Consider the following 24,575-nt stretch of genomic DNA (forward strand, 5'->3'; position numbering starts at 1 on the left):
GTGGCCTCCTTGCGATTTGGCAAGACTCCGCTTCAGCCCAAATGCGTGCCAGGAGGCAGGTTTGAGCCCGTTTTCAAGCCTGATTGCCTCATCCTGCAAAAGCCGTTCGGGGGACGTAAGCCTTGTAAGAATTTTTATGCTGCACCGCACAAATTTTCGCCCGTTAGGCCTTCAGGCGCGCGGGAGGAATTCTTACAAGACCATCTTTATGCTTACGCCACGATTCTCTCCATCTGCTGCAATCCCCTCAATTGACAACCAAGCTGGAGAGAACCGTGACATCACCATCGAACCTGATCGCCGACCCGGCCCTGACAAACGAGCCCATCAACATCAACGAGGAAGCCTCCCTGAAATACTGGGTCAGCGCACTCGATTGCAGCGAGCTTGAACTGCGTGTTGCCGTGGCGGAAGTAGGCCCTGCCGCCAAAGACGTGAGCACTGAGCTCGGGCGGTCTTTATGAGTGCCGCCATTCCCGATGCGCCCGGGCCGCTCGCGGTGCGGGTGAAGGAGCCGTCAGCAGGTCTTTTTTACTGGGTGGTCACGCAGCTGTCAGCCCAAGAGCACATGGCGGACCTGCGCATTGAAGGCTCCGACCACCCGTACCCCACGCATGAGGCGGCGTTGCAGGCAGGTGCGGCATGCCTCAAGGCGTTAAAAACCGGCCCTTTGCAGTCACTGGACTCCTGATAAAGCCCGATAAGGTCCGTTAGAGCCCGTTGTGGGAGGCTAAGGCCACGCCTGGAAACGGGCTCAGTTGCCTTTGATGCGCCGCAAGGCCTGAACCCACATGTCGCGGTACATGACCCAGTCTCCCATGAAGCTGTAGAGTGGCCGCTTGAACGAGGCGGGCCGGTTCTTTTCGAACCCAAAATGCCCGATCCAGGCGAAGCCGTAGCCGCACAGCAGGCCGGCCAGCAGCCACCACGGGTTGCGGGTCATCAGCAGCGCCGCCAGGCAGAGCAGCGTGAGGCTTGAGCCTGCAAAGTGCAGGCGGCGGCAGGTCGGGTTGCGATGCTCGCCCAGGTAGAAGGGGTAAAAATCCGCGAAAGACGCAAAGCTGCGGGGATCAACGGGTGTCGTGGCGCCGGTTTCCGCCGAATCGGGGCTGATGGCATTCATGGGTTTGTCTCCTGCGCCGGATATCCGGTGGTGCGCCTCATTTTGCGACGCTGGCCATAATAGTCAATCCATGGCCGCCAGCCCTCGTCACACCCTTTCCGCGCTCCTGCCTGCATGCCAACCGATCTGCTTCCAGAAACTCCCCATGGTGAACCGCCTGTGACGACGCCCCCCGCGCGATGGGTAATTTGCCTCTGCGCGGACTGGTGCGGCCTTTGCCGCGACTACGGTGTCGTCTTCTCGGAAATGGCCTTGCGCTATCCGGAAAGCCGGTTTGTCTGGCTGGACATTGAAGACGAAGCCGAGCTGGTCGGAGACCTGGAAGTGGAAACCTTTCCCACGCTGCTGATTGCCGATGCGGGCGGCACGCACTTTCTGGGCCCCTTGACGCCGCATGCGCAAACCCTTGCACGCCTGCTGGACTCGCTGGAGCAGACCAACATCAGGGCAGTGCCTCATTTGCCATCCACGCAGGCACTGTTGCGGGCGCTGGAAACGGCGCCGCACCGCGTGGGCACGCAACGCCAGGTCAGGTAGCCGTCGTTGAAAACGGCGCCTTCAGAAAACCCCTGAAGCGCGCACGGCCGCCGCGAGTGGGGCTGGTGGTCAGGCGGTAGTGCGGAAAGCGCTGCAGAAAGCGGCCGATGGCAACGCGGCCTTCAAGCCGGGCCAGGCTGAGTCCGGCACACTGGTGAATGCCGAAGCCGAAGGCCAGGTGGCGGTTGTCCTGGCGTGCCAGGTCCAGGTGTTCGGGCTGGGCAAACTGCGCCGGGTCGCGGTTTGCGGCTCCAATGCACAGCGTCAGCAACGCGCCTTCGGGCAAGTCCACACCGCCCACCTGGCAGGCCTTGAGCGCACGCCGATTGCCCAGCTGGTTGGATGACTCAAAACGTAGAAATTCATCGATTTCAACAGTCAAATCGGCCTGCGACCCTTTATTTACTTGCGCGAGCAGCTCTAATTTTGATAGCAACATCTGCTTCGCGTCCGGCCATTCCTGCAGTAAAACCAGTGCGTTGCCGATGAGGTTGGTCGTGGTTTCGTGGCCGGCGTTGAGGATGAACACGCAGTTTTGCAGCAGTTCGGTTTCGCTGAGTCTTTCACCCGACGCTTCTTCGCCGATCAGCCGTGTCAGCACATCGTGTTCCGGGTCGCCAGGGTGTTTGCGCCGGTCGGCCACCAGGTCCTTGAGGTAGCCGGTGAAGTCCCGCACGCTGCTATTGCCCAGGGCTTCCTGTTCGGGCGTCGGTTTGGGTTCCAGCGCGCCGAGTATGGCCAGCGACCAGCCGCGCAGCGGCGACCGGTCGGCATGCGGCACGCCCAGCAGGTTGCCGATGATCTCCACCGGGATCGCCGAAGCGAAATCCTCAATCAAATCACCGCCGCCCCGGCTTTCGATCGCATCCAACAGGCTATCGACCAGCGTGATGAGCCCGGGCTCCATATCGGCAATGGCGCGCCGCGTAAGGGCGCCCATGATCAGTTTGCGAACGCGCGTGTGAAGCGGCGGGTCGTTGAACACCAGGCTGGTGGTGTGGTGTTCAAACAGGGCCGAGCCCGCTCCGTACTTGGGCTCGAACTCCACCTTCTTGTCCGAGCTGAAGGTTTGCGCATCGCGGTACACCGCCACCAGGTCGGCGTAACGCGTGAGAAACCAGGAGCCATCCGGCATGCGCTTGACCGGCTCGGTTTCGCGCAGCAGTGCGTACACCGGATAGGGGTTGGCGTAAAAATCCGGCGGCAAGGCGCGCAGGTCGAAGCTGGCGGCGATTTCCTGCGCACGCTGCTGCGTCATCGCCGGCGTGGCCGTCAGCACGCTCATGGCTTGATGAAATCCTTCAGTGCAAACAAAACCCCTTCGGGTGCTTCGGTCATCATCTGGTGGCCGGCCTGCAGCATCAACGTCCTGGCATTTTTTGCTTTGGCCTGCAGCGGCGCCGCCATTTTGGGCAAGGTCATGGAATCGTTCTTGCCCAGGATGAACAGCACCGGGCACTGTACTTTTTCGATGGCCGCTTCACCGCCGGTGTAGTCGTCGCAGGCCTTGAAGCCGCGGTGGAACAGGTTGATTTTGGTATTGCTGGCCAGCACCCGTTTCATGAGCGCCTTCGACCCTCCGTACAGCCAGGTGCCCGGGCCCAGCGATGAGGGTGGCGGCGCCAGCATGGAGTGTGAGAAGGTGTTGACCATATCAATCGCCTTCATGGGCTGGTTCAGCGCGTTGTCCAGCAGCGCGGGGGAAACCGTCATCGGTGCGGCGGTTCCCAGTAGCGCCAGGTGCGTCACCCTTTGCGGTGCAGTGGACGCCGCATGCAGCGCCGTGAGGGAGCCGAAGCTGTGGCCCACCAGTGCGGCGGTCTTGATGCCGGCCGCATCGAGGAGCGCGATGATGAAGGCCGCCGCTTCTTCGACTGATTGCGGCGGCTCACCTTCGCTTTTGCAATGGCCGGGCAAGTCGGGTGCCAGCACGTTGAAGCCGTGGTGCGCGAAGTAGCGGGTCTGCAGTATCCAGATGCTGTGGTCGTTCAGAACGCCGTGGATAAACACAGCCGTGGGTTTGGCCGCATCAAAAGGTTTGCCGCCGGTGTAGCAATACGTTTTATGGCCGTTGACGTCGAGGTACATGCTTCAGGTCCCCGCTTTCACGGCGGCTTTTTCTGCCGCCTTGAGGGCGCGCTTGAGGTCGTCCAGCAGGTCGTCCGGGTCTTCCAGGCCAATCGACAGGCGAATCGTGCCTTGTGTGATGCCGCCGGCCGCCAGCGCTTCGTCGCTCATGCGGAAGTGCGTGGTGCTGGCAGGGTGGATCACCAGGCTGCGGCAGTCGCCTACGTTGGCCAGGTGGCTGAAGACTTTCAGCGCTTCGATGAAGGCCTTGCCCTGTTCACGGTTGCCCTTGATGTCGAAGCTGAACACCGAGCCGGCGCCGCGCGGCAGCAGTTTTTTGGCCAGTGCGTGGCTGGGGTGCGATTCGAGCATCGGATGGCCCACGCGCGAGACCAGCGGGTGGGCGGCGAGAAACTGCACCACTTTTTCGGTATTGCCCATGTGCCGCGCCATGCGAAGCGGCAGGGTTTCAATGCCTTGCAGAATCAGCCATGCCGTGTGCGGGCTCATGCAGGCGCCGAAGTCGCGCAGGCCTTCACGCCGCGCGCGAAGCAGGAAGGCGCCCACGGTGCTTTCCTCGCTGAACACCATGTTGTGAAAGCCTTCGTAGGCCTCGGTCAGCTCGGAAAATTTGCCGGACTTTTCCCAGTCGAAACTGCCGCCGTCCACCACCACGCCGCCAATGACCGTGCCATGGCCGCTCAGGAACTTGGTGGCCGAGTGGTAGACCAGGTCGGCGCCGTGGTCAAAGGGCTTGATGAGCCAGGGTGAGGTGAGGGTGGAGTCCACCAGCAGAGGCACGCCGGCTTCATGGGCAATGCTCGACACCGCTTCGATGTCCAGCACATCGAGGCCCGGGTTGCCCACGGTTTCCCCGAAGAAAAGTTTGGTGTTGGGCCGCACGGCGGCGCGCCAGCCGTCCAGGTCGCCGGGCTTGACGAAGGTGGTGGCTATGCCGAAACGGCGCAAGGTGTAGTGCAGCAGGTTCTGGCTGCCGCCGTACAACGCGGTGCTGGCGACGATGTGCGAGCCGGCGCCCATCAAGGTGGCAATTGCCAGGTGCAGCGCAGCCTGCCCGCTCGACGTAGCAATCGCGCCTATGCCGCCTTCCAGGGCCGACACGCGCTGCTCCAGCACCGCATTGGTCGGGTTGCTGATGCGTGAATAGACATGGCCCGCGCGTTCGAGGTTAAAGAGGCTGGCCGCGTGGTCGCTGGATTCGAAGACGAAAGAAGTCGTCAGGTGAATCGGCACGGCACGCGCGCCGGTGGATGGGTCGGGCGCGGCGCCGGCGTGCAACGCCAGGGTGTCGAAGCCGGGGTCTGAGTAACCGGGCATGGGTTTGTCTCCAGTCAGAAAAAAGTGGCGGTGCGCCGGGCAATCGCAGGAGCCCGAACAGATTCTTGCAACCTGCCGTTTGATTGTGGGCTATATTTAAACTGAATTCCCTGTTGCCGCGCTGTGGTGGGACAATGAGGGCCGGCAAGCAGCACAACCGAGGAGATGGCCATGAAGGTTCTAGACATACTGCGCGTGAAGGGCAACACGCTTTACACCGTCCAGCCTGACGAACCCCTTGCCAAGGCGGCCCAGATCATGGCCGAAAAAGACATCGGCTCACTGGTCGTCATGGAGCATGGTGACCTGGTCGGCATGCTGACATTTCGCGAAGTGATTGTCTGCATCGTCAAAAACGGCGGCGAGATCGGCAGCACGCTGGTGCGCACCGCCATGGACGACCACCCGCTCACCTGCACGTCGGAGACCGAACTCGACGAAGTCCGCCGCATGATGCTGGAACGCCACGCGCGCTACATGCCCGTGATGAACCAGAAAGTCATGATGGGCGTGATCAGCCTTTACGACGTGGCCAAGGCCGTGGTGGACAGCCAGAACTTCGAAAACAAGATGCTCAAGGCCTACATCCGCGACTGGCCGGAAGAAGACGGCGCCGACCGCAGCTGACACGAGTGGTACGGGCCTGATGGTGTTCTTTGCATAAAAGATGCCGCCAGCCCAATCAGCCCAATCAGGAAGAGCGCAAGGCGCTATCAAAATAATAGCCAGGTGCGCTAGGTATCTGGCCTGCTTTGCGGGGCAAGGCGATGGGAGCAGGGGTGCGCGACAACGCCAACAACGCCAACGGCCAGCTGTTTTATAGCTCCCTGTTCCTTTCCAGGCTTGCCGACCAGATACTGCTGTTCCTGGTTCCTCTGGTGGTTTTCGAAATCACGGGAAGTGTGGCCTGGTCAGGTATCGCCTTCACGGTAGAAACGCTCCCCCGCTTCCTGGCTTTTCCCGTGTGCGGCGCGCTGTGCGACCGGGTTTCGCCTCTCAAGCTTTTGCGCATCAGCCAGCTCTACCGCGCGCTCGTGTGCATCGGCGGGGCGGCCGCTTTTCAGTGGCTGGGCGGCATTGGCTGGTTGATTGCCCTGTCGGCGGTCTGCGGTGTGCTGACCACGCAGGGCCTGATGGCCCGCGAGGTCATGCTGCCGCAGATATTCAGGCAGCACCGCTTTGAAAAAGTGCTGGCCCATGCGCAGATTGCCGACCAGCTCGGCATGGTCCTGGGCCCCGTGCTGGCGTCACTGCTGCTGCGCTGGATGCCGTGGCCCGCGGTGGTGGCGGCCACCGCGGCGCTCTTTTTGCTGGCCGATGGCGCCGTGACCTTGTGGCACCGGAAGAACCCGGTTGAGCTGGCCGCGCCCGAGACCGCCCCGGACCATTGGCTGCTGCCCATCCGCACCGCGTTTTTGCAGGTGCTGCACCTGCCGGGCCTGAAAAAAGTGATTGCGCTGGCGGCCGGCGTCAACCTGGTGATCGGCGTGACGCTCGCCACCTCGGCCGCGATGGTGACCGGGCTGCTGCAGCGCTCTGCGGGCGATTACGCGTTGCTGCAAACGGCCGGCGCCATTGCCACCGTCATCATCCTGCTGTTCATCGCCCGCACTGTGCTGCCCTTGCGCACCCTGGGCCTGGTGTCATACAGCGTGATGTTGGCCGGCGGTTTGCTGACGGGGCTGGCCGGCAGCTTCTGGGTGTACACCGCCGGTTTCTTGCTGGTGATCGGCTTTGACAAGATGTTCAACGTCTATATCCGCAGCCTGCGCCAGAAACTGATTCCACCGCGCGACCTGGGCAAGACTACTGGCGTGATCGTGATGCTCAACAATTTGTCGCAGCCGCTGGCGGGGATGCTGGTGGGGGTGTTTGCAGGGGTGATGGAGGGGCGTGGGGTGATTTTGGGATTGGTGGGGGTGATGGGTTTGATTGGGATTTTGGTTGCCTGGATGAGGCGAGGCGATTAGATTGCAATCCATGTGCAATTTCTGGCCCTACGCCACCGTCAAACCTTAACGACCTGAAAGTAGCGTCAATGCGTCTCTTTGTCACCATCGTCGCCTTCGCAGGGCTTGTCCTGTTTGGGGTCGCCTTTGTTGCCTCCTATGTCAATCCAGGCCTTGTCGAGACCTTGGCGCGTGATGCGATCCGAATGGAAGTGGAGCGCAGAGTGAGCGAACGAATCGAAGCACTGGACGGCGGCAAGCTCGCGGAAATGGCAAAAGGCCTTTCTGGCAGGAATTCATCGGAGATCGCCGAACTCAAACGCAAGCTGGCTGAAGGTCTTCCTCAAAAGGTTGCCGCTGTCGCTGCGCAAATGAGAAATATCGATTGCGAGTGCCGCAAGGCGATCGAAAAATCCATGACCGGGATTCTTGAGCGCAGAACCGCCGATCTGTCGCGCATCAACGAGCGGCTCGAACTTCTGATTCGCACCCAGTACATGGGTGTGGCGGAATCACTGACGCGAGAGTTCCGCATCTTTACCGGCGCAAACGCGCTCGTCTTCTCGCTGCTCGCCATTGCCGCAGCTCTTCGCAAGCGCGCCGGGCTGCAACTTGTGCTGCCGACGGTGGTGCTGCTTGGGGCCGCAGGATTGGTTGGGTATCTGTACCTCTTCCATCAGAACTGGCTGCACACTGTTCTCTTCTCGGACTATGTTGGCTTGGGGTACTTCATCTATTTGGGGCTTGCAATCGCCTTGCTCACGGACATTGTGTTCAACAGGGCGCGCCTTACGACGCGGCTAATCAACGCCATATTCAGTGCTGTTGGGTCCAGCTTGCAGGCAGTGCCATGTTGAGAAATGACCTGACTACAGTATCGAACAAACGTGTGCCGCAAAGCCGCATCTAGCATTTCACCTCAAACAGCAGTCATGGACCGTACAGAATTCTTCTTCGCGCTATCCGGCATGGTTGTCGGCGTGTTTGTGGCCGCGACGGGATGGCCGGAGACATTCGACAAGATATTCCTGGGCGGCGCTGTTGCGCTTGGGGTTGCCGGTTCTGTGTCTGTCTCATTCATCCTTCATCGCCTAAGTGCCGGTCATCGCGATATCTACAACGAGATCGGCGCTAACCATGAAGACTTGTCGTGGGGCATTGGTGACGCTTTTGGCCGATTCAAAAAATTCTTGCGCAGTTCACGCCACCGGGAGCTTGATGACGGTTTTCTCAGTACCGCTGTGGTGGTGGGCCGCACGAGCTGGCGTTTAAGTTTTGTGCTGGCGGGAATTGCCTTGTTCTTTGCGCTCAGGAGCCTGGTCGGATGACTCCGACGCTAGGTGTCGCCGACATGGGTGAGAAATACTATGTCTGGGAAATCATCTCGTACGCATGGACCGAGATCGGAATCGAGGACACCGAATGCCGGCAACTTGTGCTGAAAGGCAATATCTCGGCGGATGACCTCAAGCTCGTCGATCGAATCATCTTCAGGGATGTCTGCGCCTCGTTTGCCTTTGACACATTCCTGATTTTTCCGCTCATGCTGTGGATGATCATGCCGGACTGGGGATACGAAGAGAAGTACCTCAAGAAGCGTATGGAGCGTTGGTACGCCCGGCCATATTGGATTCACTTTCTGAACCCGATGCGATGTCTGGGCTATCCGCTTGCCGTGCTCATGGCGCTCAAGTACCGATCGATGCTGCGCAGAGTTGTGTTGAATGGGCACGATGACGTCTAGGCAGGGCATCGGACTCTGCCGGCAAGCGCTCGCTCAAGGTTCAACTTGGCGCTATTAATTCAGGAGCCGGTTGCGCCCGTATCCATTGGCCTGGAGGCCGATTTTTTATGAATTTCAGCCCATGCTCGAGTGAATCATCTCCCGAACCCGCGGATAAATCTGCTGGTTCCACTTGCGCCCGCTGAACACCCCATAGTGCCCCACGCCGGTCTGCACATGGTGGGTTTTCATGTAGGGCCGGATGCCGGTGCACAGATCCTGCGCCGCAACCGTTTGCCCTACGGCGCAGATGTCGTCGCGTTCGCCTTCAACGGTCATCAAAGCTGTGCGGCGAATGGCGGCAGGTTTGACGAGGCGGCCGCGATAGCTGAGCTTGCCGAGCGGCAGGTCGTAGGTCTGGAAGACTTTTTCGACCGTTTCGAGATAGAACTCGGCTGGTAAATCGTTCACGGCCAGGTACTCGTCGTAAAACACGCGGATGATATTGGCCTTTTCCACATCACCGTCCACGAGGTGCTGGTACATGTCCTGGAAGGATTTTTTGTGCCGGTCCAGGTTCATGCTCAGAAAAGCGCTCAACTGCACAAAACCGGGATACACGCGGCGCATGTAGCCGGTGTGCGGAAGCGGCACATGGCTGATCAGGTTTTTCTCGAACCACTCAATCGGCTGGCTGGTAGCCAGGGTGTTGACGCCGGTGGGGTTCACGCGGCAGTCCACCGGGCCGGCCATCAGGGTCAGGCTGCGAGGCTGGGCCGGGTCGTCGTCTTCAGCCATGATGGCGGTGGCCGCCAGCGCCGCCACGCAAGGCTGGCAAACCGCCACCACATGTGTGCCCGGGCCAATGGCCTGGGTGAAGCGGATCATATGGTCGATATAGTCGTCCAGCGCAAACGGGCCGTGGCTCAGGGACACATCGCGCGCGTTGTGCCAGTCGGTGATGTACACGTCGTGGTCTTGCAGCAGGGTGCGCACGGTTTCGCGCAGCAGCGTGGCAAAGTGGCCCGACAGCGGCGCCACCAGCAGCACCGGCGGCTGGAAGGGCAGGCCCGCGGGTGTTTCCTTGCGAAAGCGCAGCAGGGTGCCAAAGGGCATGGACAGAACGGTTTCTTCCGTCACGGCAAGTTCGCGCTCGCCCACCTTCACTGAACTGATGCCGTAGGCCGGCCGTGTATGCGTCAGCCGCAGGCGTGAAAACACCTCCATCGACGCCGAAATCTTGCGGAGCAGGCTGCCTTCGGTTTTACCCAGCCAGAATGCCGCGCTACCGCTTTGGGCGAACAGGCGAAACGGCGACAGCAGGTCGGACTGGGTTTGGTAGGCCTGGTAAAGCATGGTTGTCCTGACATGAATCGGAATTCGTTGTCTCTTTGTCTCTGCCAGTCCATGCAGGCAAGTTACGGGCCAGTCGGAGCCGAAAAGCGCAGGCTGGCATAAGCCTTGCGGGAGTTCATGCATCCATCCTGCTAGCCAGCAGGGCCTTTCCGGTTCAAGGAGCATGTGTATGGCCAAAGCCATCCTGACGATCAGCAGCAAGAACTACGGAGCGTGGGCCCTGCGCGGCTGGCTGCTGGCGAAGTTCGCGGGTCTGGAATTCACCGAAAAAGTGATTTCACCGGACGACCCGGCGATGAAGGCCGAAATGCTGCTGCTCTCGTCCAGCATGCTGGTGCCTTCGCTGCAGCACGGCAACGTCAAGGTGTGGGACACCCTGGCGATTGCCGAATACCTCAATGAAATCAAGCCCAAAGCCCAGTTGCTGCCCGCGGACATCAAGGTGCGGGCGCACTGCCGGGCGGTGTGCGGCGAAATGCATTCAGGCTTTGCCTCCATGCGCGCTGCGCTGCCGATGAACATCAAGGCCCATTTCTCGAACTTCAAGGTCTGGTCCCGCGCGCAGGCCGACATTGACCGTGTCCTGGAAATCTGGAAGGAATGCCTGGCCACCTATGGCGGCCCCTACCTGTTCGGCAAGCAGCTGTCGGTGGCCGACGCCATGTATGCGCCGGTGGTGACCCGATTTCTCACTTACGACGTGCCGCTGGACAAGGCTTGTACCGCGTATTGCAAGCGCATCATGGAGTTGCCGGCGATGAAGGAGTGGGTGGCTGAGGCGAAGAAGGAGCCGGATGACATTGATGAGTTGGATGCGGAATTTTGAACACCCCCGTCCAGGCTCACTGCGTGTAGCCTGTTCCCCCCTTGCAGGGGGCGGCGCCTGGGGCCGGCGAAGCCGGACCCGCGGCCCCCACTGATGAAATACCCCCGCTACATACGCCCTGAAATCTTCAAGCCAGCATGAGCCGCGGGACTGGCTTTGCCAGACCGCAGGCGGGCGGCCCCGGAGGGGCTGGAGCCCGCGGCTCCAAGCCTGCCTGTGCAGGCTTGGACGGGCGACAGAGGCGAAGCGTCTCGCGAGCCGCGGCCTGCAAGGCCTCGGGAGCTACACGAAGTGAGCGACCGTGGGGGCGCTATTTCCAGGGGGTGGGTGGTGGAATTTCGCAGACCGGGTCTACGTCTATAGATTTGAAGTCCGCTGGCCCGACGATTTCCAGGTATTCCATGTCGGGGGAGTAGTCGAACAGGAAATGCTTGATGCCTGGTCGCTGGTGCACCACGTCGCCGGCCTCGACCAGGGTCTCCTTGTCTTCGTACATAAAGCGGGCCCAGCCCTTGGTCATGATGACGATCTGGAAATCTGCCTCATGACGGTGCCATCCCGTGCCTGTTTCTGGTGCCATATTCGCCTTCACAAGGTGCGCGATGACTTTGCCGTTGGTCGCGTCGGCAATGCCAAGGTCACGGTACAGGAAAAAATCGCGCAAACCACCGGAGACAAACTGCGTGTCGCCAGGCTTGACATGGGAAAACTTGGTCGCGGTGCGGTCCAGCATGGGGTGCTCCTGTTCAATCAAGACATCCAATTCAGGATTGGTGCGGTGCAGCAAGCATGAAGTGTTCCAGAGTGTGTACGGCAGGCGCTACACCGCTGGCTGCACAGCCAGGGCGACAGGGAGAGCGGCCGGTTGCAAAGCTATAGTTCAGGAGCGTCTAAATCCACCACCCATCCGACTCCAAGGCGTTTGACATGTGGCTCAAGCTCATTCGTTTCCTCAAGGGGGAGCAGAGGCCTGACCCTTTCTTCAAGCGAGGGCCGGGCTTGATCGGTTTTGTTGACACTTTCACCTTAGAAGACACTGTCCATGCGTCCATCGTTGAAGACCCGAAAGCCCATTGACCAACTCAAGCCGGAAGACCTCATCGCTTTTCCCATCTGGGAGTTCGCAAGCGACGAGGAAGGGGATGAAGAGCAGGACGAAACCTGGGTTCGTCCCCATCCGGCGAAGATGATGGGTCCAGACCTTTACGCCCTGTCCGTTGCTGCTGATTTCCTTGCTTCCTCAGGCCAGACGTTCACCGGCTTTGTTGGCTTGACCACAGCTGGCGATCTCGAGTTTGGGCATGGGGTGCTGCTGCACGAAAACGACCACATCTTCGTTCCCTCGGCCGAGTACCCGCAAGCAAAAAAAGAACGCAAGGCGGTTGCGGCCGCGCTGCGCATGAAAGAGTCTCAGGTCTTCCCGCTCAAGTTCACATTACGTGTTCTTCTGCAGGGCGAAGTTGCACCGCGCCACGGAGAGTTCGCGTAGTCGCAGTGCCGGCAAGCAACCAAACGCTCGCATCATGTCTGTTCTGGATCGACCATTCTTCAATCTGTCTGTGATCAGGGCACCGGTCGCCGAGGTTGCCCAGGCGTTTGATCGCTATCCGCCAATGCGGGTTCATAGCAGCCCAACCCCGTTTGTCTTGCCAGAACAGCCGTACACGGAAGACAAAGACGCGTCGCCGCTCATTCTGTGGTCACCGGCTAACGCCCCTGGGCTAACGGTTTTTATGCCTCACCTGTCTGCGGGAGATGGTTACGTGCCAGCCTATGCGCAGTCGACGTTTCGCTTTGATGTAATTTCCGTTCGAAGTACGGCTGATGATTGCAAGAAGGACGCGCTCAATGAGTTCTCGGCTTATTCCCAAGGCGCTTTGTTGCGCTTTGTACGCGTTATGAGTGACAACCCGGGTTGGGACTTCTATCAAAAGGGAGATCCTTTGTCCTTCGAAAACCTGGAAAAGTATCAGCAGCGATTAAAGCGGAAACGATTGCAGCGAGGCGATGTGCTTGCCTACATTGAATCCTGGGGAGCCCCAATAACATCGGCAATGTTCTGGCGCAGCGACTTTTCCGCTGTTACCTTCTTGCCGAAAGGGCCGGCCCCTTCGGCATTGCTCTGACATGACCACGAGAAACCAGCGCTACCCACACTCCGGGTTTGTCCGGGCGTGTCAACGGCGGGCCTGAATCAGGCTGTCCGCGCCCCCTCAGCCCCCTCTGGGATAATCCCCCCATGAGCGGAAATACCTTCGGAACCCTATTCGCAGTCACCAACTTCGGTGAATCCCACGGCCCGGCCATTGGCTGCGTGATTGACGGCTGCCCGCCCGGCATGGACTTGAGTGAGGCCGACATTCAGGGCGACCTGGACCGCCGCCGGCCAGGCACCAGCCGGCATGTGACCCAGCGCAATGAGCCCGATGCTGTCGAGATCCTCTCCGGCGTGTATGAGGGCAAGACCACGGGGACCCCCATCTGCCTCCTGATCAGGAACACCGACCAGCGCAGCAAGGACTACGGCAACATCCTGGAAACCTTCCGCCCAGGCCATGCCGACTACACCTATCTGCACAAATACGGCCGGCGCGACCCGCGTGGCGGCGGCCGTGCCTCCGCCCGTCTGACGGCCCCCATGGTGGCTGCCGGCGCGGTGGCCAAGAAGTGGCTGGCTGAAAAATACGGCACCACCTTTCGCGGCTGCATGACGCAGATTGGCGACATCGCGATTCCGTTTGAATCGTGGGAACACGTGCCGGGCAATCCGTTCTTCGCGCCGGTGGCTGACGTTTCGAAACTGGAAGACTACATGGACGCGCTGCGCAAGGCCGGCGACTCCTGCGGCGCGCGCATTCGTGTCACGGCGTCCAAAGTGCCGGTGGGCCTGGGTGATCCGCTCTTTGACAAGCTGGATGCCGACATTGCTTTTGCCATGATGGGCATCAACGCCGTCAAGGGCGTTGAAATCGGCGCCGGCTTTGCCAGCGTCACGCAGCGCGGTACCACGCACGGCGACGGTCTGTCGCCAGAGGGCTTTCAGTCGAACAACGCCGGCGGTGTGCTGGGTGGCATCAGCACGGGGCAAGACCTGGAGGTGTCCATCGCCATCAAGCCGACGAGCTCGATCATCACACCGCGCCAGTCGATCGACACCGCGGGCAACCCCTCCGAAGTGGTGACGAAGGGCCGGCATGACCCTTGTGTCGGCATTCGCGCCACGCCGATTGCCGAGGCCATGCTGGCCCTGGTGGTGATGGAGCATGCGCTGCGTCAGCGTGCGCAGAATGCGGATGTGGTGGTCGCCACGCCCAACATCATGCGAAGCCGCAAATAAATCTGCTGCGCGGCCCGATCTCGCATCTGCGGTCCTCACCGTACGGTGTGTACGGCCCCGGTCTTCGACGCGACTTCGGGCCGCTCGCCACGATTTCTTTACGACTTCGCGCCGGTGCGTGCCTTAAGCTTTATGGCTCAGGTGGCGCAGCCCGAAACGGGTTAAAGCCCGTGATCAGCGCGGTGGCCGACAGCACCAGCACGCAACCGGGCAACATGCTGATCGTCACCGGCTCCCCCAGAAACAGCCCGCCCCAGGTCACGCCGAACAGCGGAATCATGAAGGCCGCCGACGTGGTGGCGCTGGCCGGAATCTCGCGCATCAGCCGCATGCTGATCCAGTACATAAACCCGGAGGTAAACGTGCCCAGCACCGTAACGGCAGCCACGGCGCCCGGCGTCAGGACAGCCGAGGGTGCGGCGATCCCGCCCGGTATGAGCAGGATCAGGGCCGCGGCCACATGCACCACCGCTGACGAGGGCAGCGGCGAATAGGCCATGGTGGCGCGTTTCATGAGGATGGCACCGAAGCCGTAGCTGGCCGACGCGGCCACACAGGCCAACGCCGCCAGCACGACCCGGGGCGTGACGGCGACGGGCCCCAGTTGCACCAGCAGCGCGACGCCGGCAAAGCCGACCGCGCAGCCGAGCAGGCGGATGCGGGTGAGTTTTTCCTCACCTGCCAGCGCGGCGGCCATCACGCCGAAGAGCGGCACCGTGGCATTGAGCACCGCCGAATAGCCCGACGGGATGACCAGCGCGGCCCAGTTGTACAGCACAAAGGGAACCACCACCGACAGCATGCTCAGCAGCGCCAGCCGGGGCCACGCCTCGCGCGGCGGCCATTGGCCGCGCAGCCTGCTCATCAGCAGGCCCAGCACGATCGAGGCCAGGACGCAGCGGGTGGCCGCTACCACCCACGGCCCCAGGGCGGGGCTGGCGATACGCAGCAGGGGAAATGATGCGCCCCAGAGGGCGGACATCGCGATGAGCTGGAGGAAGTGTCGGGTTTGCATCAAACGCCGCTCGGGCGGCAACAAAAGCGGCAATGGAAAAGGTGGCTGCCTTGATTGTGCAAGATTCGGCCCGACGCTGCAGCGGCCCGCAAGGCATGGCCGGGGTGAAGGCGCGGATTTTTCCTACACCGCGCCGGGCTCGGGCCACTCTAAATGGAGGTTTTCACCCATCCACTTTCACTTTCGAGGAAGCGCCATGCCCAAAATCACTCCCTCTTCACGGACGTCCTCCACGCGCCCATCCGCACGCGCGGAGCCCGTCACCGCCAAACAGCAAAAGATCCAGCGAGAGCAGGACAGCAAGGACGAGGCCAAGCGTGCCGAGCGCGAAACCACTGCCGGCAAGCAGAAAAAAGCCGTGCAGGCCGGCCTGCAGGATTACCCGGAGCCGCCGTTGCCGAAGCAGCACCTGCGCAAGCCCGGCCTGGAAGCCGAAATGGAACTCAAACCGCAATTCATGGCGCCCAACTACAAGGGCAGCGGCAAGCTGGAAGGGCTGACGGCATTGATCACCGGTGCAGATTCCGGCATTGGCCGCGCCGTCGCGGTGCTGTTTGCGCGCGAAGGCGCCGACGTGGCCGTTGCGTATCTTGATTCCGACCAGGATGCCAAAGAAACAAAGCGCTGTGTTGAAGCGGAAGGCCGCCGTTGCGTGCTGGTTGCCGGTGACGTGAAAGATGCCGGGTTCTGCCGTGAGGCGGTGAAGAAAACCGTCAAATCGTTGGGCAAGCTCGACATCCTGGTGAACAACGCGGCCTTCCAGGAGCATGCCGATTCGCTGGAAGACCTCACGGAAGAACGCTTCGACGAAACCCTGCGCACCAATGTGTACGGCTACTTCCATATGGCCAAAGCGGCATTGCCGTACCTGAAGCAGGGCTCATGCATCATTAACACCGGCTCGGTCACAGGTCTGGAAGGCAGCGCCAGGCTGCTGGATTATTCTGCGACCAAAGGGGCCATTCACGCCTTCACCAAGGCGCTGGCCAGCAACCTCCTGGACAAAGGCATTCGCGTGAATGCCGTGGCGCCCGGCCCGGTGTGGACACCGCTCAATCCGGCGGATTCACCGCCCGATGTCATCAAGGACTTCGGCAGGAAGACCGACATGAGGCGGCCGGCGCAACCTGAGGAGTTGTCACCTGCTTATGTATTTTTGGCTTCTCCTGTTTGTTCCAGTTATGTCACGGGGATTGTTTTACCGGTGACGGGGAGTGTTGGGGCGGTTTGATTTTTTCGTAAAAAAAGGCTTTTGACTAATGGGAGTGGGCGCGAGCAGCTATTGAATTGATAGCGCCTCTTTGAGGCCGGATGTTGCTCCGGCTATGTGCCTTCTTCTGAGATCTGCTGGCCGGGGGTAGCCCGGCGGCTACTCACTTTTCTTTTGCTTCGCCAAAAGAAAAGTAAGCAAAAGAAAGTTACTTGCATGCCGGGCAACCCCCGGCCAGCCACCCTCAGCAAAGCGCGCATCGCCAGAGCAAGAACCGCCCTGGCAGATGCACTCAAATCAGGTTTCTCATCGCCTGCGCCGTCTCCCGCAACACCGATAAAACCCGTCCCCCCGCATCCTCACTCGACTCATGCCCCATGGGCATGGTCACGCTGAGCGCGCCTGCCACTTCCCCGTGCCGGTCCCGCAGCGGTACGGCAATACCGCGGTAATTGAGTTCCAGCTGCTGCTCGGAAATTGCCCATCCTTGCGCCCGCACGCGCGCCAGTTCTATCCGCAGGCGGTCCTTGCTGGCGATCGTGTACGAGGTATAGGCCTTGAGTTCGTGACTGGCCAGCCAGGTTTCCAGCCAGGCGGGGTCGCGCATCGACAGCATTAAAAGGCCTGCAGCCGTGACCTGGGCCTGCACGCGTGAGCCCAGCACGTAGCCGGTGTTCATGGCGCGGCTGGAGCCGTTGCGGGCGATGTAGACGATGTCGTCGCCGTCCATCACGCTGACGTACGCGCTCTCCTGCGTTCCGGCGGTCACGCGCTGCAAAAAGGGCTGCACGATGCGCGGCAGGCGTGCCGACTCCAGGTAGGACTGGCCCAGCCTGAGCACACGCGGTGTCAGCCAGAAGAGCTTGCCGTCGCCGGCGACATACCCCAGGTGTTCCAGCGTCAGCAAATAGCGGCGGGCGGCCGTTCGTGTCATGCCGCAGCGCGCCCCGGCCTGGCTGGCGGTCAGGCGTGGGTTGGCGTCGTCAAAACATTCGATGACGGACAGGCCTTTTTCCAGCCCGGCAATCCAGTCCCGCTTGTCCAGCGTGGAAGGGCTGGGGCCCTGCAATGTAGAGGGTGAAATGGGGAGTTTGGCCGCGGTCATTTGCTGAAGTATTCACAACACGGTGTCAACGTAGGCGTAGGTCAAACCCTTGTTTCGTTCGATCATCGATCTTAAATGAGCGATAAACGATCAATCGAGTAATAAACCTGTTGGGGTTCCTGGGGCTAGCTACTAAAGTTCACACCGAATCTGGCAATTTCAATCGATTATCGAACGTTTCAGGCAATCCAGCATGTTTTCCACCATTCAGGGCAATACCGATGTGTATCTGATCCCCGGCGATCCGGTCGGGCAGGTGCGTGCGCCGGAGGTGTTCAACCTGATCTTCAAGACGCTGGGTATTGATGCTGTCCTTGTCCCGGTGCATGTGGCTGCCGGGGACATCCAGGCTTTTGTGAAGGCCGCTTTCCTGGCCAGGAACGTCAAAGGCATGCTGCTGACCATTCCGCACAAGGCCGAAGTGATGAGCCTGCTCTCGCATTGCAATGACGCGGGCCGGGTAGCCGGCGCGGTGAATGGCATTCGCCGTAACGCAGCCGGTGAACTGGAAGGCGCCTTGTTTGACGGCAAAGGTTTTGTCCTGTCGCTGGACTATTTCGGTGTGGCCTACGCCGGCAAGCGCGTGTTGATACTGGGCGCAGGCGGCGCGGCTGCCGCGATTACCGCTTCACTCGCAATGGCGGGCAGCCAGGCGCCAGCCGCCATTTCGCTCTATGACCCGGCGCCCGGCAAGGCGCAGGTGCTGGCCGACCAGATTGCCGCCGCTATGCCGCTGTCAAACGCAAGCATCGCGGCTGTGAGCAGCGGCGACCCGTCGGGCCATGACGTGGTGGTGAATGCCTCACCGCTGGGGCTCAGGGCCGATGATCCCCTGCCGTGCGATGTGTCCCGTATGGCGCCGCACGCGGCCGTCATGGACATCCTCATGAAGAACCAGCCGACGCCGCTGGTTCGGGCTGCCCGCGAGCGCGGTCTGGCCGCGCAGCCCGGATTTGAGATGCTGATCCAGCAGGTGCCGGACTACCTGGATTTTTTTGGGCATGCCGCAGCGGCGCAGGCCGTTCGCCGCGATGCCACCTTTATCCGCGGGCATTTGTACCCCGCCACGATGGCCGGTGAAATCAGGCGCCCCTTCCAAACCACACCATCTGACAGTGTTCCCATCCCAGGAGTCGGGGAAGCACGACTCGCATCACCTTGATTTTTTAACCCCCCAGAGGAGACAACCATGAAAAAACGATTCGCTCTCAAATTGATAGCTGCTTGCGCGCTCACAGTAAGCGCTAGCGCCGGTTTTGCGCAAGACGTCATCAAAATCGCCAACATTGTCGAGCTGTCCGGCGGCGGCGCCACGGCAGGCACCAACTTCAAGAACGGCGTTGAGCTGGCCGTCAGGGAAATCAATGCCAACGGCGGCATCCTGGGGAAGAAAATCCAGACAACCACCGCTGATACGCAAAGCAATGCGGGCGTGGCCAAGGGGCTGACGCAAAAGGCCATCGATGATGACGCGTTTGCCATCTTCGGCCCGGTGTTCTCCGGCTCCATCATGGTCAGCATGGCCGAATCACGACGCGCCGAGGTGCCCAACTTCACCGGGGGCGAGGCAGCCAGCATCACCGAGCAGGGCAACCCTTACGTGTTTCGCACCAGTTTCACGCAAGCCACTGCCATGCCCAAGGTGGCACGCTACATCAGTGACCAGGCCAAGCTCAAAAGCATTGCCGTCATTTATGTGAACAACGATTTCGGCAAGGGTGGCATGGACTCGATCAGGAAGGCCCTCGCCAATTCGCCGACCAAAATCCTGAGCGAGATCTCCACCGAACCCGGCCAGGTCGACTTCTCCGCCGCGGTGCTGCGTGCCAAGCAAAGCAATGCAGACGGCGTGTTCGCCTATTCGAACGAAGAAGAGTCGGCACGCTTGCTGCGCGAGCTGCGCAAGCAGGGCTGGAACAAACCCATCATCGGTGAAACCACCCTGACGGGCCAGAAGGTCATTGAGCTGGCCGGTGAGGCTGCCAACGGCGCGATTGCCCACGTAGGCTTGACGGTGGATGCGCCGGTGCCCGCCATCCGCGCCTTCAAGGCCAAGTTCGAAAAAGACTACAAGTACATCTCCGACCACAACGGCATGAAGGGCTACTCCGGTGTCTACGTGCTCAAGGCCGCCATCGAAAAAGCCGGCAAGCTGGATCGCAAGGCCGTGGCTGCGGCCATGAAGGGCTTGAAGGTCAACACCGACAAATACCCCGGCGCGCTGATGTACACCGAGTTCGACAACAAGGGCGACCTCGACCGCATGAGCTTCATGGTGGAAGTCAAAAACGGCAAGCAGGAAGTCATTGACATGGTTCCCCCGCTTGGCCTGGCCACCCGGGACGTGAGCAAGACCCTTCCTTTGGCACCTGCTGCGGCCAAGCCGGCCGCGAAGAAGTAACTGAGTAACTGCAACCTCGGCCGGCCATGCGGGGCCGGCCGCTCATGGGGCAGGGCGCAAGCCCTTCCCATTGAGAACTCCGCTGAATGCAACCGACTTTCTCCATCGGACCTTCCCATGACAGACTTTCTCCAACTCTTTTTCTCGGGCCTGGCCACCGGCAGCATTTATGCGCTGGCAGCCCTGGGCTTTACCTTGCTGTGGCAGGCCTCGGGAACGATCAACTTTGCGCAGGGTGAATTTGTCATGCTGCCGGCCTTCATGATGCTGGCCTTCATTTCGCTGGGCGCACCCATGCTGGTGAGCTTTGTGCTGGCGGTGCTGCTGGCCGTGCTGCTGCTGGGCTGGGTCTTCAAGCGGGGGGTGGTGGATCCGCTCTTCAAGTACGGCATGATGCCCATCGTCGTGGCGACCATCGGGCTTTCCATTGCCCTGCGCAATGGCGTGCGCGCCGGCTACAGCGCCGAAGCCCATCCTTTTCCGAGCCTGTTTGCCGACAAGTTGTTCAACATCGCCGGCGTCACGATAACGCTGCAGGACATCGGCACTTTTGCGCTGGCCCTGATCATCGTGATGGCGACACAGGCTTTCCTGGCCAAAACCGTCACGGGCCGTGCCATGCAGGCCGTGGCACAAAACACCGAAAGTGCTTCGGTACTGGGCATCAATGTGCCGCGCATGATTTTCTACACCTTCGCCATCAATGCCGTGCTGGCGGTGGCGGCGGCCCTGYTGGTCACGCCCACTTACCTTGCCAAGTTCGACATGGGCGAAGGCCTGGGTACGAAGGCTTTTTTCGCCGCCATCATCGGCGGCTTCAACAACTCGCGCGGCGCCTTGCTGGGCGGGCTGATCGTAGGGGTATGCGAGAACCTGGCTGCCGCCTATATTTCACCGGCCTACAAGGACGCCGTGGCGCTGGTTATTTTTATGGTGGTGATTCTCTTCAAGCCACAAGGCCTGCTGGGTAAAAAAGAGGAGCGCAAGGTATGAAGCTCGCCAACAACAAATTTGCCCTGGTATTGACGGTTCTGGCCGCTTTGCTGGTACTGGCAGTGCCGCAGTTCCTGAAGAGCTACGGCATCTACCTGCTGACCTACTGGCTGGTTTTTATCATTGCCACCATGGGACTGAACCTGACCATTGGCTACGCGGGCCAGAAATCGCTGGGCCACGCGGCCTTCTTCGGTATTGGCGCCTACACCGTCGCCATCCTGATGAAGGCGGGTGTCAGCTTCTGGCTTGGTTTGCCGGCTGCCGCACTGATCTGTTTTGCCGTCGGGCTGATCCTGGGCTTCCCGGCGCTGCGCGTGCAAGCCATTTACCTGGCATTCGCAACGCTGGGTTTTAACACCGCCATCTGGCTGGTCATGCGCAATGAAGAGTGGCTCACCGGAGGCACCTTCGGCATCAACAACATTGCACGGCCGTCCCTCTTCGGTTATTCGCTCGAAGGCAACCTGCCTTACTACTACTTTGTACTGGCCGTGACGGTCATCCTTTCGGGCCTGCTGTGGGGGTTGCTGCGCTCACCCTGGGGCAAAGCTTTCACGGCCTTGCGCGACAACCCGATACGGGCCGAGAGCCTGGGGGTGGATATCCGCAATTACACGCTGCTGAGTTTTGCCATTGGCGCGGCTTACGCCGGCATCGCCGGTGCGCTGTTTGCATCGCTGGTGCAGTTTATTGAGCCGGGGCCCTTCACCGTGGCCGCGTCCATCATGATGTATCTGATGGTGGTGGTCGGCGGTGCGGGCTATTTCCTGGGCCCCATCGTGGGCGCCGCGGTGGGGGTGGTGCTGCCGGAATGGCTGCGCGATGTGCCGCTGGTGTCCAACTGGTATTTGCCGATGTTCGGCGCTGCGGTGGTGCTGTTGATGGTGTGGCTGCCCGATGGGTTGCTCAGCATTCCTGACCGCATCCGTGCCAAGCGCGCAGCGCGTGAGGCGTCCCAGGCACGTGCGGCTGCAGCCAGCCGGATCGGAGCGGCATCATGACAAACGCATTGTTAAAAGTTGCCGGGCTCAAGAAGGCCTATGGCGCCATTCAGGCTGTGGGCGGGGTCTCCTTTGAAGTCATGCCGGGGGAAATCTTTGGTGTCATCGGACCCAATGGCTCGGGTAAAACCACCATGTTCAACAGCGTGTTGGGCCAGATCAGCCCCGATGCCGGCACGATCGAACTCAACGGCAAAACCATTACCGGCCTGTCACCGCTGGAGCTCAGCCGGCGCGGCGTGGGCCGCACCTTCCAGACGCTGCAGGTGTTTGGAAAGATGACGGTGCGCGACAACCTGATCGTGGCAGCCCAGGAGCACAAGGGCAGCCTGCTCGGCCGCATGTTTGCGCCCGGCGACTCGGGGCTGGGTGACAAGGCCGATGCGCTCATCGACCAGTTCCGTATCCGCCATGTGGCTGACAAGCTCGCCGGCACCTTGAGCTACGGTCAGCAAAAGCTGGTGGACATCGCCATGGCTTTCATGGCCGAACCGGATCTGGTACTGCTTGATGAGCCGTGTGCCGGCGTCAATCCCAGCCTGGTGGGCGGCATTTCGTCGCTGCTCCGGGATCTGAACCAGAACCCCAAATTTGGCCGCAAGGCGTCGTTTGTGGTGATCGAGCACAACATGGATTTTGTGATGGGCCTGTGCCACCGCATCATGGTGATGGTCGAAGGCAAGGTGCTGGCCATTGGAACGCCGGCGGAAATTCGGGCCAATAAAGAGGTATTGGACGCATATCTTGGTAATTAGAGCCCCCTGTCTCGGCTCACTTTGTGTAGCCGGAATCCCCCTCGGGGGGACAACCGCTGCGGCCCGGCGGAGCCGGTTCCGCGCCGTTGCTTGGAAAGAGGTCAACTGAGGCTTCATGGAGATTGATATGACAAGTGACATCTGTATTGAATTTGACGATGTGGTGGCGGGTTACAAGGACTTCATGATCCTGAACAACCTGTCATTCAAGGTGCGTACGGGTTCCATCACGCTGCTGTTGGGCCCCAATGGTGCGGGCAAGTCCACGGTTTTGAAAGCGCTGTTTGGCCTGCTCAAACCGCGCCAGGGCCGCATCCTGTTGAACGGCGAGGACATTTCGGGCGTCAGCCAGAAAGAATTGCTGGCCAAAGGAATTGTGTTTGTGCCCCAGGGGCGCAACCTGTTTGGCCAGCTCACCGTGTGGCAGAACCTGGAGCTGGGCGGCATCACGTTGGGTACGAAAACCACACACGAGCGTATTCCCGAGGTGCTGGAGTTTTTCCCGCGCGTCAAGGAACGCCTGCATTCCCAGGCGTCAGCGCTTTCGGGTGGTGAACAGAAGCAACTTGAAATCGGCCGGGCTTTGCTGCTGCGCCCCAAGGTTATCCTGATTGACGAACCCTCGATCGGGCTATCACCCATGGTGGTGCAGGACGTGTTCAAGCTGTTGCAGAAGCTGGCGGCGCAGGGCACCACGGTATTGATGGTTGAGCAAAACGTCAAAAGTGCGCTGAAAATTTCCGATGACGCCATCGCGCTTGAGTCGGGGCAACTGGTGCTGCACAAGCCGGCGGCCGAGCTGCTGGCAGACCCCAACATCGAACGCCTTTTCCTCGGCGGCGGCCATGTGCCGGGCGCAACCGTGGCGCCCGCCATGGCAACTTCCTGAATCTGCTGCAACCTCTCACCGGAGACACACCATGAGCACCTTTGCACAGGCACCAACCGCAGACCGGGAAGCCATTCCCGAAGTTGCCAACCCCCTGGGGCTGGACGGCATTGAGTTCATTGAATACACCACTGCCAAGCCGCAGGCGTTGGGACAGGTGCTGGAAACGATGGGTTTCCGTCCGGTTGCCCGCCACCGCTCGCGCGAGGTATTGCTGTACCGGCAAGGCAGCATGAACGTGATTGTCAATGCCCACATTCCCGCCATGCCGGATGGCGCCGCGCCGACCGACAAGCCGGTGATTGCCGCTGTGGCCTTGCGCGTGCGGGACGCGGCAGACGCTTACCACCGTGCGCTGGAGCGGGGCGCCTGGGCCGTGCCGTCGCGCGTCGAGGTGATGGAACTGAACATCCCGGCCATCCATGGCGTGGGAAAAAGCCGCATTTATTTTGTCGACCGTTACGACAAGTTTTCGATCTATGACGTTGACTTTGTCCCCATTCCCACGGTGGAGCAGCATCCGCCGGCGGTGGCGGGACTGCATTTCTTTGGTGTCGTGCAATACATCGGCAATGACCGTACTGAAGACTGGGCCGAGTTTTACCGCGAGCTGTTTGGCTTTACCGACCTGCCTGACGAACAGCGCTTCGGCATTCTGCCCAAGGGACGCATCCTTCGCAGCCCGTGCCCGCCTTCGTCGCGCTTTTACCTTCAGCTGATCGAGCCTGAAGCCAGCGTGCTCGACGTGGAAGGGGATGAAAGCCTGCAGCGCATTGGCCTGGGCAGCGCAGACGTGCTGGCCACTGTCGGCGAGCTGCGCAAGCGCGGCGTGGAATTCCTCGAGTCACCCGGGGTCCATACCGAGGACCGCGGCGCGCTGACCAAGAGCTGGATGGGCAGCGTGAGTTTTGAGCTGGTCCATGACGTACGCTAAACAGGCGCCAGGC

At 60.8% G+C, this 24,575-nt stretch carries 28 protein-coding genes; 20 read left to right on the forward strand and 8 right to left on the reverse strand.

All coding sequences use genetic code 11. From position 1 onward, the window contains the following. Positions 1 to 275 precede the first annotated feature (275 nt). Both AC1DY9_RS01520 and AC1DY9_RS01525 read left to right on the forward strand, forming a co-directional pair. The gene (locus AC1DY9_RS01520) at positions 276 to 464 is read left to right on the forward strand and encodes a DUF3606 domain-containing protein (RefSeq protein WP_457280090.1); all 189 of its coding nucleotides are present in this window, start codon (positions 276 to 278) and stop codon (positions 462 to 464) included. Further along, a complete protein-coding gene (locus AC1DY9_RS01525; protein ID WP_457280091.1) occupies positions 461 to 691 on the forward strand; it encodes a hypothetical protein in 231 nt (76 codons plus the stop codon). The genes AC1DY9_RS01520 and AC1DY9_RS01525 overlap by 4 nt, the downstream gene beginning before the upstream one ends. A 63-nt stretch (positions 692 to 754) precedes the next feature. Here the strand turns inward: AC1DY9_RS01525 and AC1DY9_RS01530 are convergent, their stop codons facing one another. Next, positions 755 to 1,123 (reverse strand): Mpo1-like protein, encoded by a 369-nt coding sequence (locus AC1DY9_RS01530; protein WP_457280092.1) that lies wholly within the window; start codon positions 1,121 to 1,123, stop codon positions 755 to 757. Positions 1,124 to 1,282: 159 nt separating this feature from the next. Between AC1DY9_RS01530 and AC1DY9_RS01535 the strand changes: the two genes are divergently transcribed. Continuing rightward, positions 1,283 to 1,660, forward strand: coding sequence for a thioredoxin family protein (locus AC1DY9_RS01535; RefSeq protein WP_457280093.1), 378 nt, complete (start codon positions 1,283 to 1,285; stop codon positions 1,658 to 1,660). On the opposite strand, the gene AC1DY9_RS01540 is transcribed toward AC1DY9_RS01535, so the two are convergent. The 3 genes from AC1DY9_RS01540 to AC1DY9_RS01550 are packed head-to-tail and all read right to left on the reverse strand — an operon-like array spanning position 1,653 to position 5,065. Next, positions 1,653 to 2,945 carry a cytochrome P450 gene (locus AC1DY9_RS01540; protein ID WP_477665639.1) on the reverse strand — a complete coding sequence of 431 codons (1,293 nt, stop codon included), beginning with the start codon at positions 2,943 to 2,945 and terminating at the stop codon, positions 1,653 to 1,655. The genes AC1DY9_RS01535 and AC1DY9_RS01540 overlap by 8 nt on opposite strands. Further along, entirely contained in the window at positions 2,942 to 3,748 is an 807-nt protein-coding gene (locus tag AC1DY9_RS01545) for an alpha/beta fold hydrolase (protein ID WP_477665640.1), read from the reverse strand. Before AC1DY9_RS01545 ends, AC1DY9_RS01540 begins: the two co-directional genes overlap by 4 nt. A 3-nt stretch (positions 3,749 to 3,751) precedes the next feature. Further along, entirely contained in the window at positions 3,752 to 5,065 is a 1,314-nt protein-coding gene (locus tag AC1DY9_RS01550; RefSeq protein ID WP_477665641.1) for an O-acetylhomoserine aminocarboxypropyltransferase, read from the reverse strand. A 171-nt stretch (positions 5,066 to 5,236) separates the two neighbouring features. On the opposite strand from AC1DY9_RS01550, the gene AC1DY9_RS01555 reads away from it, so the two are divergent. The 5 genes from AC1DY9_RS01555 (at position 5,237) to AC1DY9_RS01575 (ending at position 8,758) form a co-directional block, all read left to right on the forward strand. Continuing rightward, positions 5,237 to 5,692, forward strand: a complete 456-nt coding sequence (locus tag AC1DY9_RS01555; RefSeq protein ID WP_457280097.1) for a CBS domain-containing protein — start codon at positions 5,237 to 5,239, stop codon at positions 5,690 to 5,692. A 152-nt stretch (positions 5,693 to 5,844) separates the two neighbouring features. After that, the gene (locus AC1DY9_RS01560) at positions 5,845 to 7,035 is read left to right on the forward strand and encodes an MFS transporter (RefSeq protein WP_477665642.1); all 1,191 of its coding nucleotides are present in this window, start codon (positions 5,845 to 5,847) and stop codon (positions 7,033 to 7,035) included. Positions 7,036 to 7,103: 68 nt separating this feature from the next. Beyond that, positions 7,104 to 7,871 (forward strand): hypothetical protein, encoded by a 768-nt coding sequence (locus AC1DY9_RS01565; RefSeq protein WP_477665643.1) that lies wholly within the window; start codon positions 7,104 to 7,106, stop codon positions 7,869 to 7,871. Between the two features lie 75 nt (positions 7,872 to 7,946). Next, positions 7,947 to 8,342 (forward strand): hypothetical protein, encoded by a 396-nt coding sequence (locus AC1DY9_RS01570; RefSeq protein WP_457280100.1) that lies wholly within the window; start codon positions 7,947 to 7,949, stop codon positions 8,340 to 8,342. Then, a complete protein-coding gene (locus AC1DY9_RS01575) occupies positions 8,339 to 8,758 on the forward strand; it encodes a hypothetical protein (RefSeq protein ID WP_457280101.1) in 420 nt (139 codons plus the stop codon). Before AC1DY9_RS01570 ends, AC1DY9_RS01575 begins: the two co-directional genes overlap by 4 nt. Positions 8,759 to 8,872: 114 nt before the next feature. On the opposite strand, the gene AC1DY9_RS01580 is transcribed toward AC1DY9_RS01575, so the two are convergent. Next, on the reverse strand, positions 8,873 to 10,093 hold the full coding sequence (locus AC1DY9_RS01580) for a polyhydroxyalkanoate depolymerase (RefSeq protein WP_477665644.1): 1,221 nt from the start codon (positions 10,091 to 10,093) through the stop codon (positions 8,873 to 8,875). A 169-nt stretch (positions 10,094 to 10,262) separates the two neighbouring features. On the opposite strand from AC1DY9_RS01580, the gene AC1DY9_RS01585 reads away from it, so the two are divergent. Next, positions 10,263 to 10,919: a glutathione S-transferase gene (locus AC1DY9_RS01585; protein ID WP_477646252.1), complete on the forward strand. Its 657-nt coding sequence runs from the start codon at positions 10,263 to 10,265 to the stop codon at positions 10,917 to 10,919. A 310-nt stretch (positions 10,920 to 11,229) separates the two neighbouring features. Here AC1DY9_RS01585 and AC1DY9_RS01590 read toward each other — a convergent pair whose 3' ends face one another. Next, a complete protein-coding gene (locus AC1DY9_RS01590; RefSeq protein WP_092130677.1) occupies positions 11,230 to 11,652 on the reverse strand; it encodes a cupin domain-containing protein in 423 nt (140 codons plus the stop codon). A gap of 309 nt (positions 11,653 to 11,961) precedes the next feature. Here AC1DY9_RS01590 and AC1DY9_RS01595 point away from each other — a divergent pair, with 309 nt between their 5' ends. From AC1DY9_RS01595 to aroC, 3 genes are all read left to right on the forward strand, one after another. Continuing rightward, the gene (locus AC1DY9_RS01595) at positions 11,962 to 12,408 is read left to right on the forward strand and encodes a hypothetical protein (RefSeq protein WP_477665645.1); all 447 of its coding nucleotides are present in this window, start codon (positions 11,962 to 11,964) and stop codon (positions 12,406 to 12,408) included. Between the two features lie 34 nt (positions 12,409 to 12,442). Further along, positions 12,443 to 13,045: a hypothetical protein gene (locus AC1DY9_RS01600; RefSeq protein WP_477665646.1), complete on the forward strand. Its 603-nt coding sequence runs from the start codon at positions 12,443 to 12,445 to the stop codon at positions 13,043 to 13,045. A 113-nt stretch (positions 13,046 to 13,158) separates the two neighbouring features. Further along, positions 13,159 to 14,256, forward strand: coding sequence for a chorismate synthase (gene aroC, locus AC1DY9_RS01605; RefSeq protein WP_477665647.1), 1,098 nt, complete (start codon positions 13,159 to 13,161; stop codon positions 14,254 to 14,256). 130 nt (positions 14,257 to 14,386) lie between these two features. Here the strand turns inward: aroC and AC1DY9_RS01610 are convergent, their stop codons facing one another. Continuing rightward, positions 14,387 to 15,271 (reverse strand): DMT family transporter, encoded by an 885-nt coding sequence (locus tag AC1DY9_RS01610; protein ID WP_457280107.1) that lies wholly within the window; start codon positions 15,269 to 15,271, stop codon positions 14,387 to 14,389. 196 nt (positions 15,272 to 15,467) lie between these two features. On the opposite strand from AC1DY9_RS01610, the gene AC1DY9_RS01615 reads away from it, so the two are divergent. Next, complete coding sequence (locus AC1DY9_RS01615; RefSeq protein ID WP_477665648.1) at positions 15,468 to 16,502, forward strand: SDR family oxidoreductase; 1,035 nt, start codon at positions 15,468 to 15,470, stop codon at positions 16,500 to 16,502. A 271-nt stretch (positions 16,503 to 16,773) separates the two neighbouring features. Here the strand turns inward: AC1DY9_RS01615 and AC1DY9_RS01620 are convergent, their stop codons facing one another. Then, positions 16,774 to 17,586, reverse strand: coding sequence for an IclR family transcriptional regulator domain-containing protein (locus tag AC1DY9_RS01620; RefSeq protein ID WP_457280108.1), 813 nt, complete (start codon positions 17,584 to 17,586; stop codon positions 16,774 to 16,776). A gap of 193 nt (positions 17,587 to 17,779) precedes the next feature. Between AC1DY9_RS01620 and AC1DY9_RS01625 the strand changes: the two genes are divergently transcribed. From AC1DY9_RS01625 to AC1DY9_RS01655, 7 genes are all read left to right on the forward strand, one after another. Continuing rightward, a complete protein-coding gene (locus AC1DY9_RS01625) occupies positions 17,780 to 18,748 on the forward strand; it encodes a shikimate dehydrogenase family protein (protein ID WP_457280109.1) in 969 nt (322 codons plus the stop codon). 27 nt (positions 18,749 to 18,775) lie between these two features. Next, positions 18,776 to 19,987, forward strand: a complete 1,212-nt coding sequence (locus tag AC1DY9_RS01630) for an ABC transporter substrate-binding protein (RefSeq protein ID WP_457280110.1) — start codon at positions 18,776 to 18,778, stop codon at positions 19,985 to 19,987. Positions 19,988 to 20,104: 117 nt separating this feature from the next. Continuing rightward, positions 20,105 to 20,980, forward strand: a complete 876-nt coding sequence (locus AC1DY9_RS01635) for a branched-chain amino acid ABC transporter permease (protein WP_457280111.1) — start codon at positions 20,105 to 20,107, stop codon at positions 20,978 to 20,980. Further along, positions 20,977 to 21,984: a branched-chain amino acid ABC transporter permease gene (locus tag AC1DY9_RS01640; protein WP_457280112.1), complete on the forward strand. Its 1,008-nt coding sequence runs from the start codon at positions 20,977 to 20,979 to the stop codon at positions 21,982 to 21,984. The genes AC1DY9_RS01635 and AC1DY9_RS01640 overlap by 4 nt, the downstream gene beginning before the upstream one ends. After that, positions 21,981 to 22,739 carry an ABC transporter ATP-binding protein gene (locus tag AC1DY9_RS01645; RefSeq protein ID WP_457280113.1) on the forward strand — a complete coding sequence of 253 codons (759 nt, stop codon included), beginning with the start codon at positions 21,981 to 21,983 and terminating at the stop codon, positions 22,737 to 22,739. Before AC1DY9_RS01640 ends, AC1DY9_RS01645 begins: the two co-directional genes overlap by 4 nt. 127 nt (positions 22,740 to 22,866) lie before the next feature. Next, entirely contained in the window at positions 22,867 to 23,628 is a 762-nt protein-coding gene (locus AC1DY9_RS01650; RefSeq protein ID WP_457280114.1) for an ABC transporter ATP-binding protein, read from the forward strand. A gap of 31 nt (positions 23,629 to 23,659) precedes the next feature. Further along, positions 23,660 to 24,562, forward strand: a complete 903-nt coding sequence (locus tag AC1DY9_RS01655) for a VOC family protein (protein WP_477665649.1) — start codon at positions 23,660 to 23,662, stop codon at positions 24,560 to 24,562. Positions 24,563 to 24,575: the final 13 nt, after the last annotated feature.

This window comes from Polaromonas sp. P1_F6, from assembly GCF_056405695.1.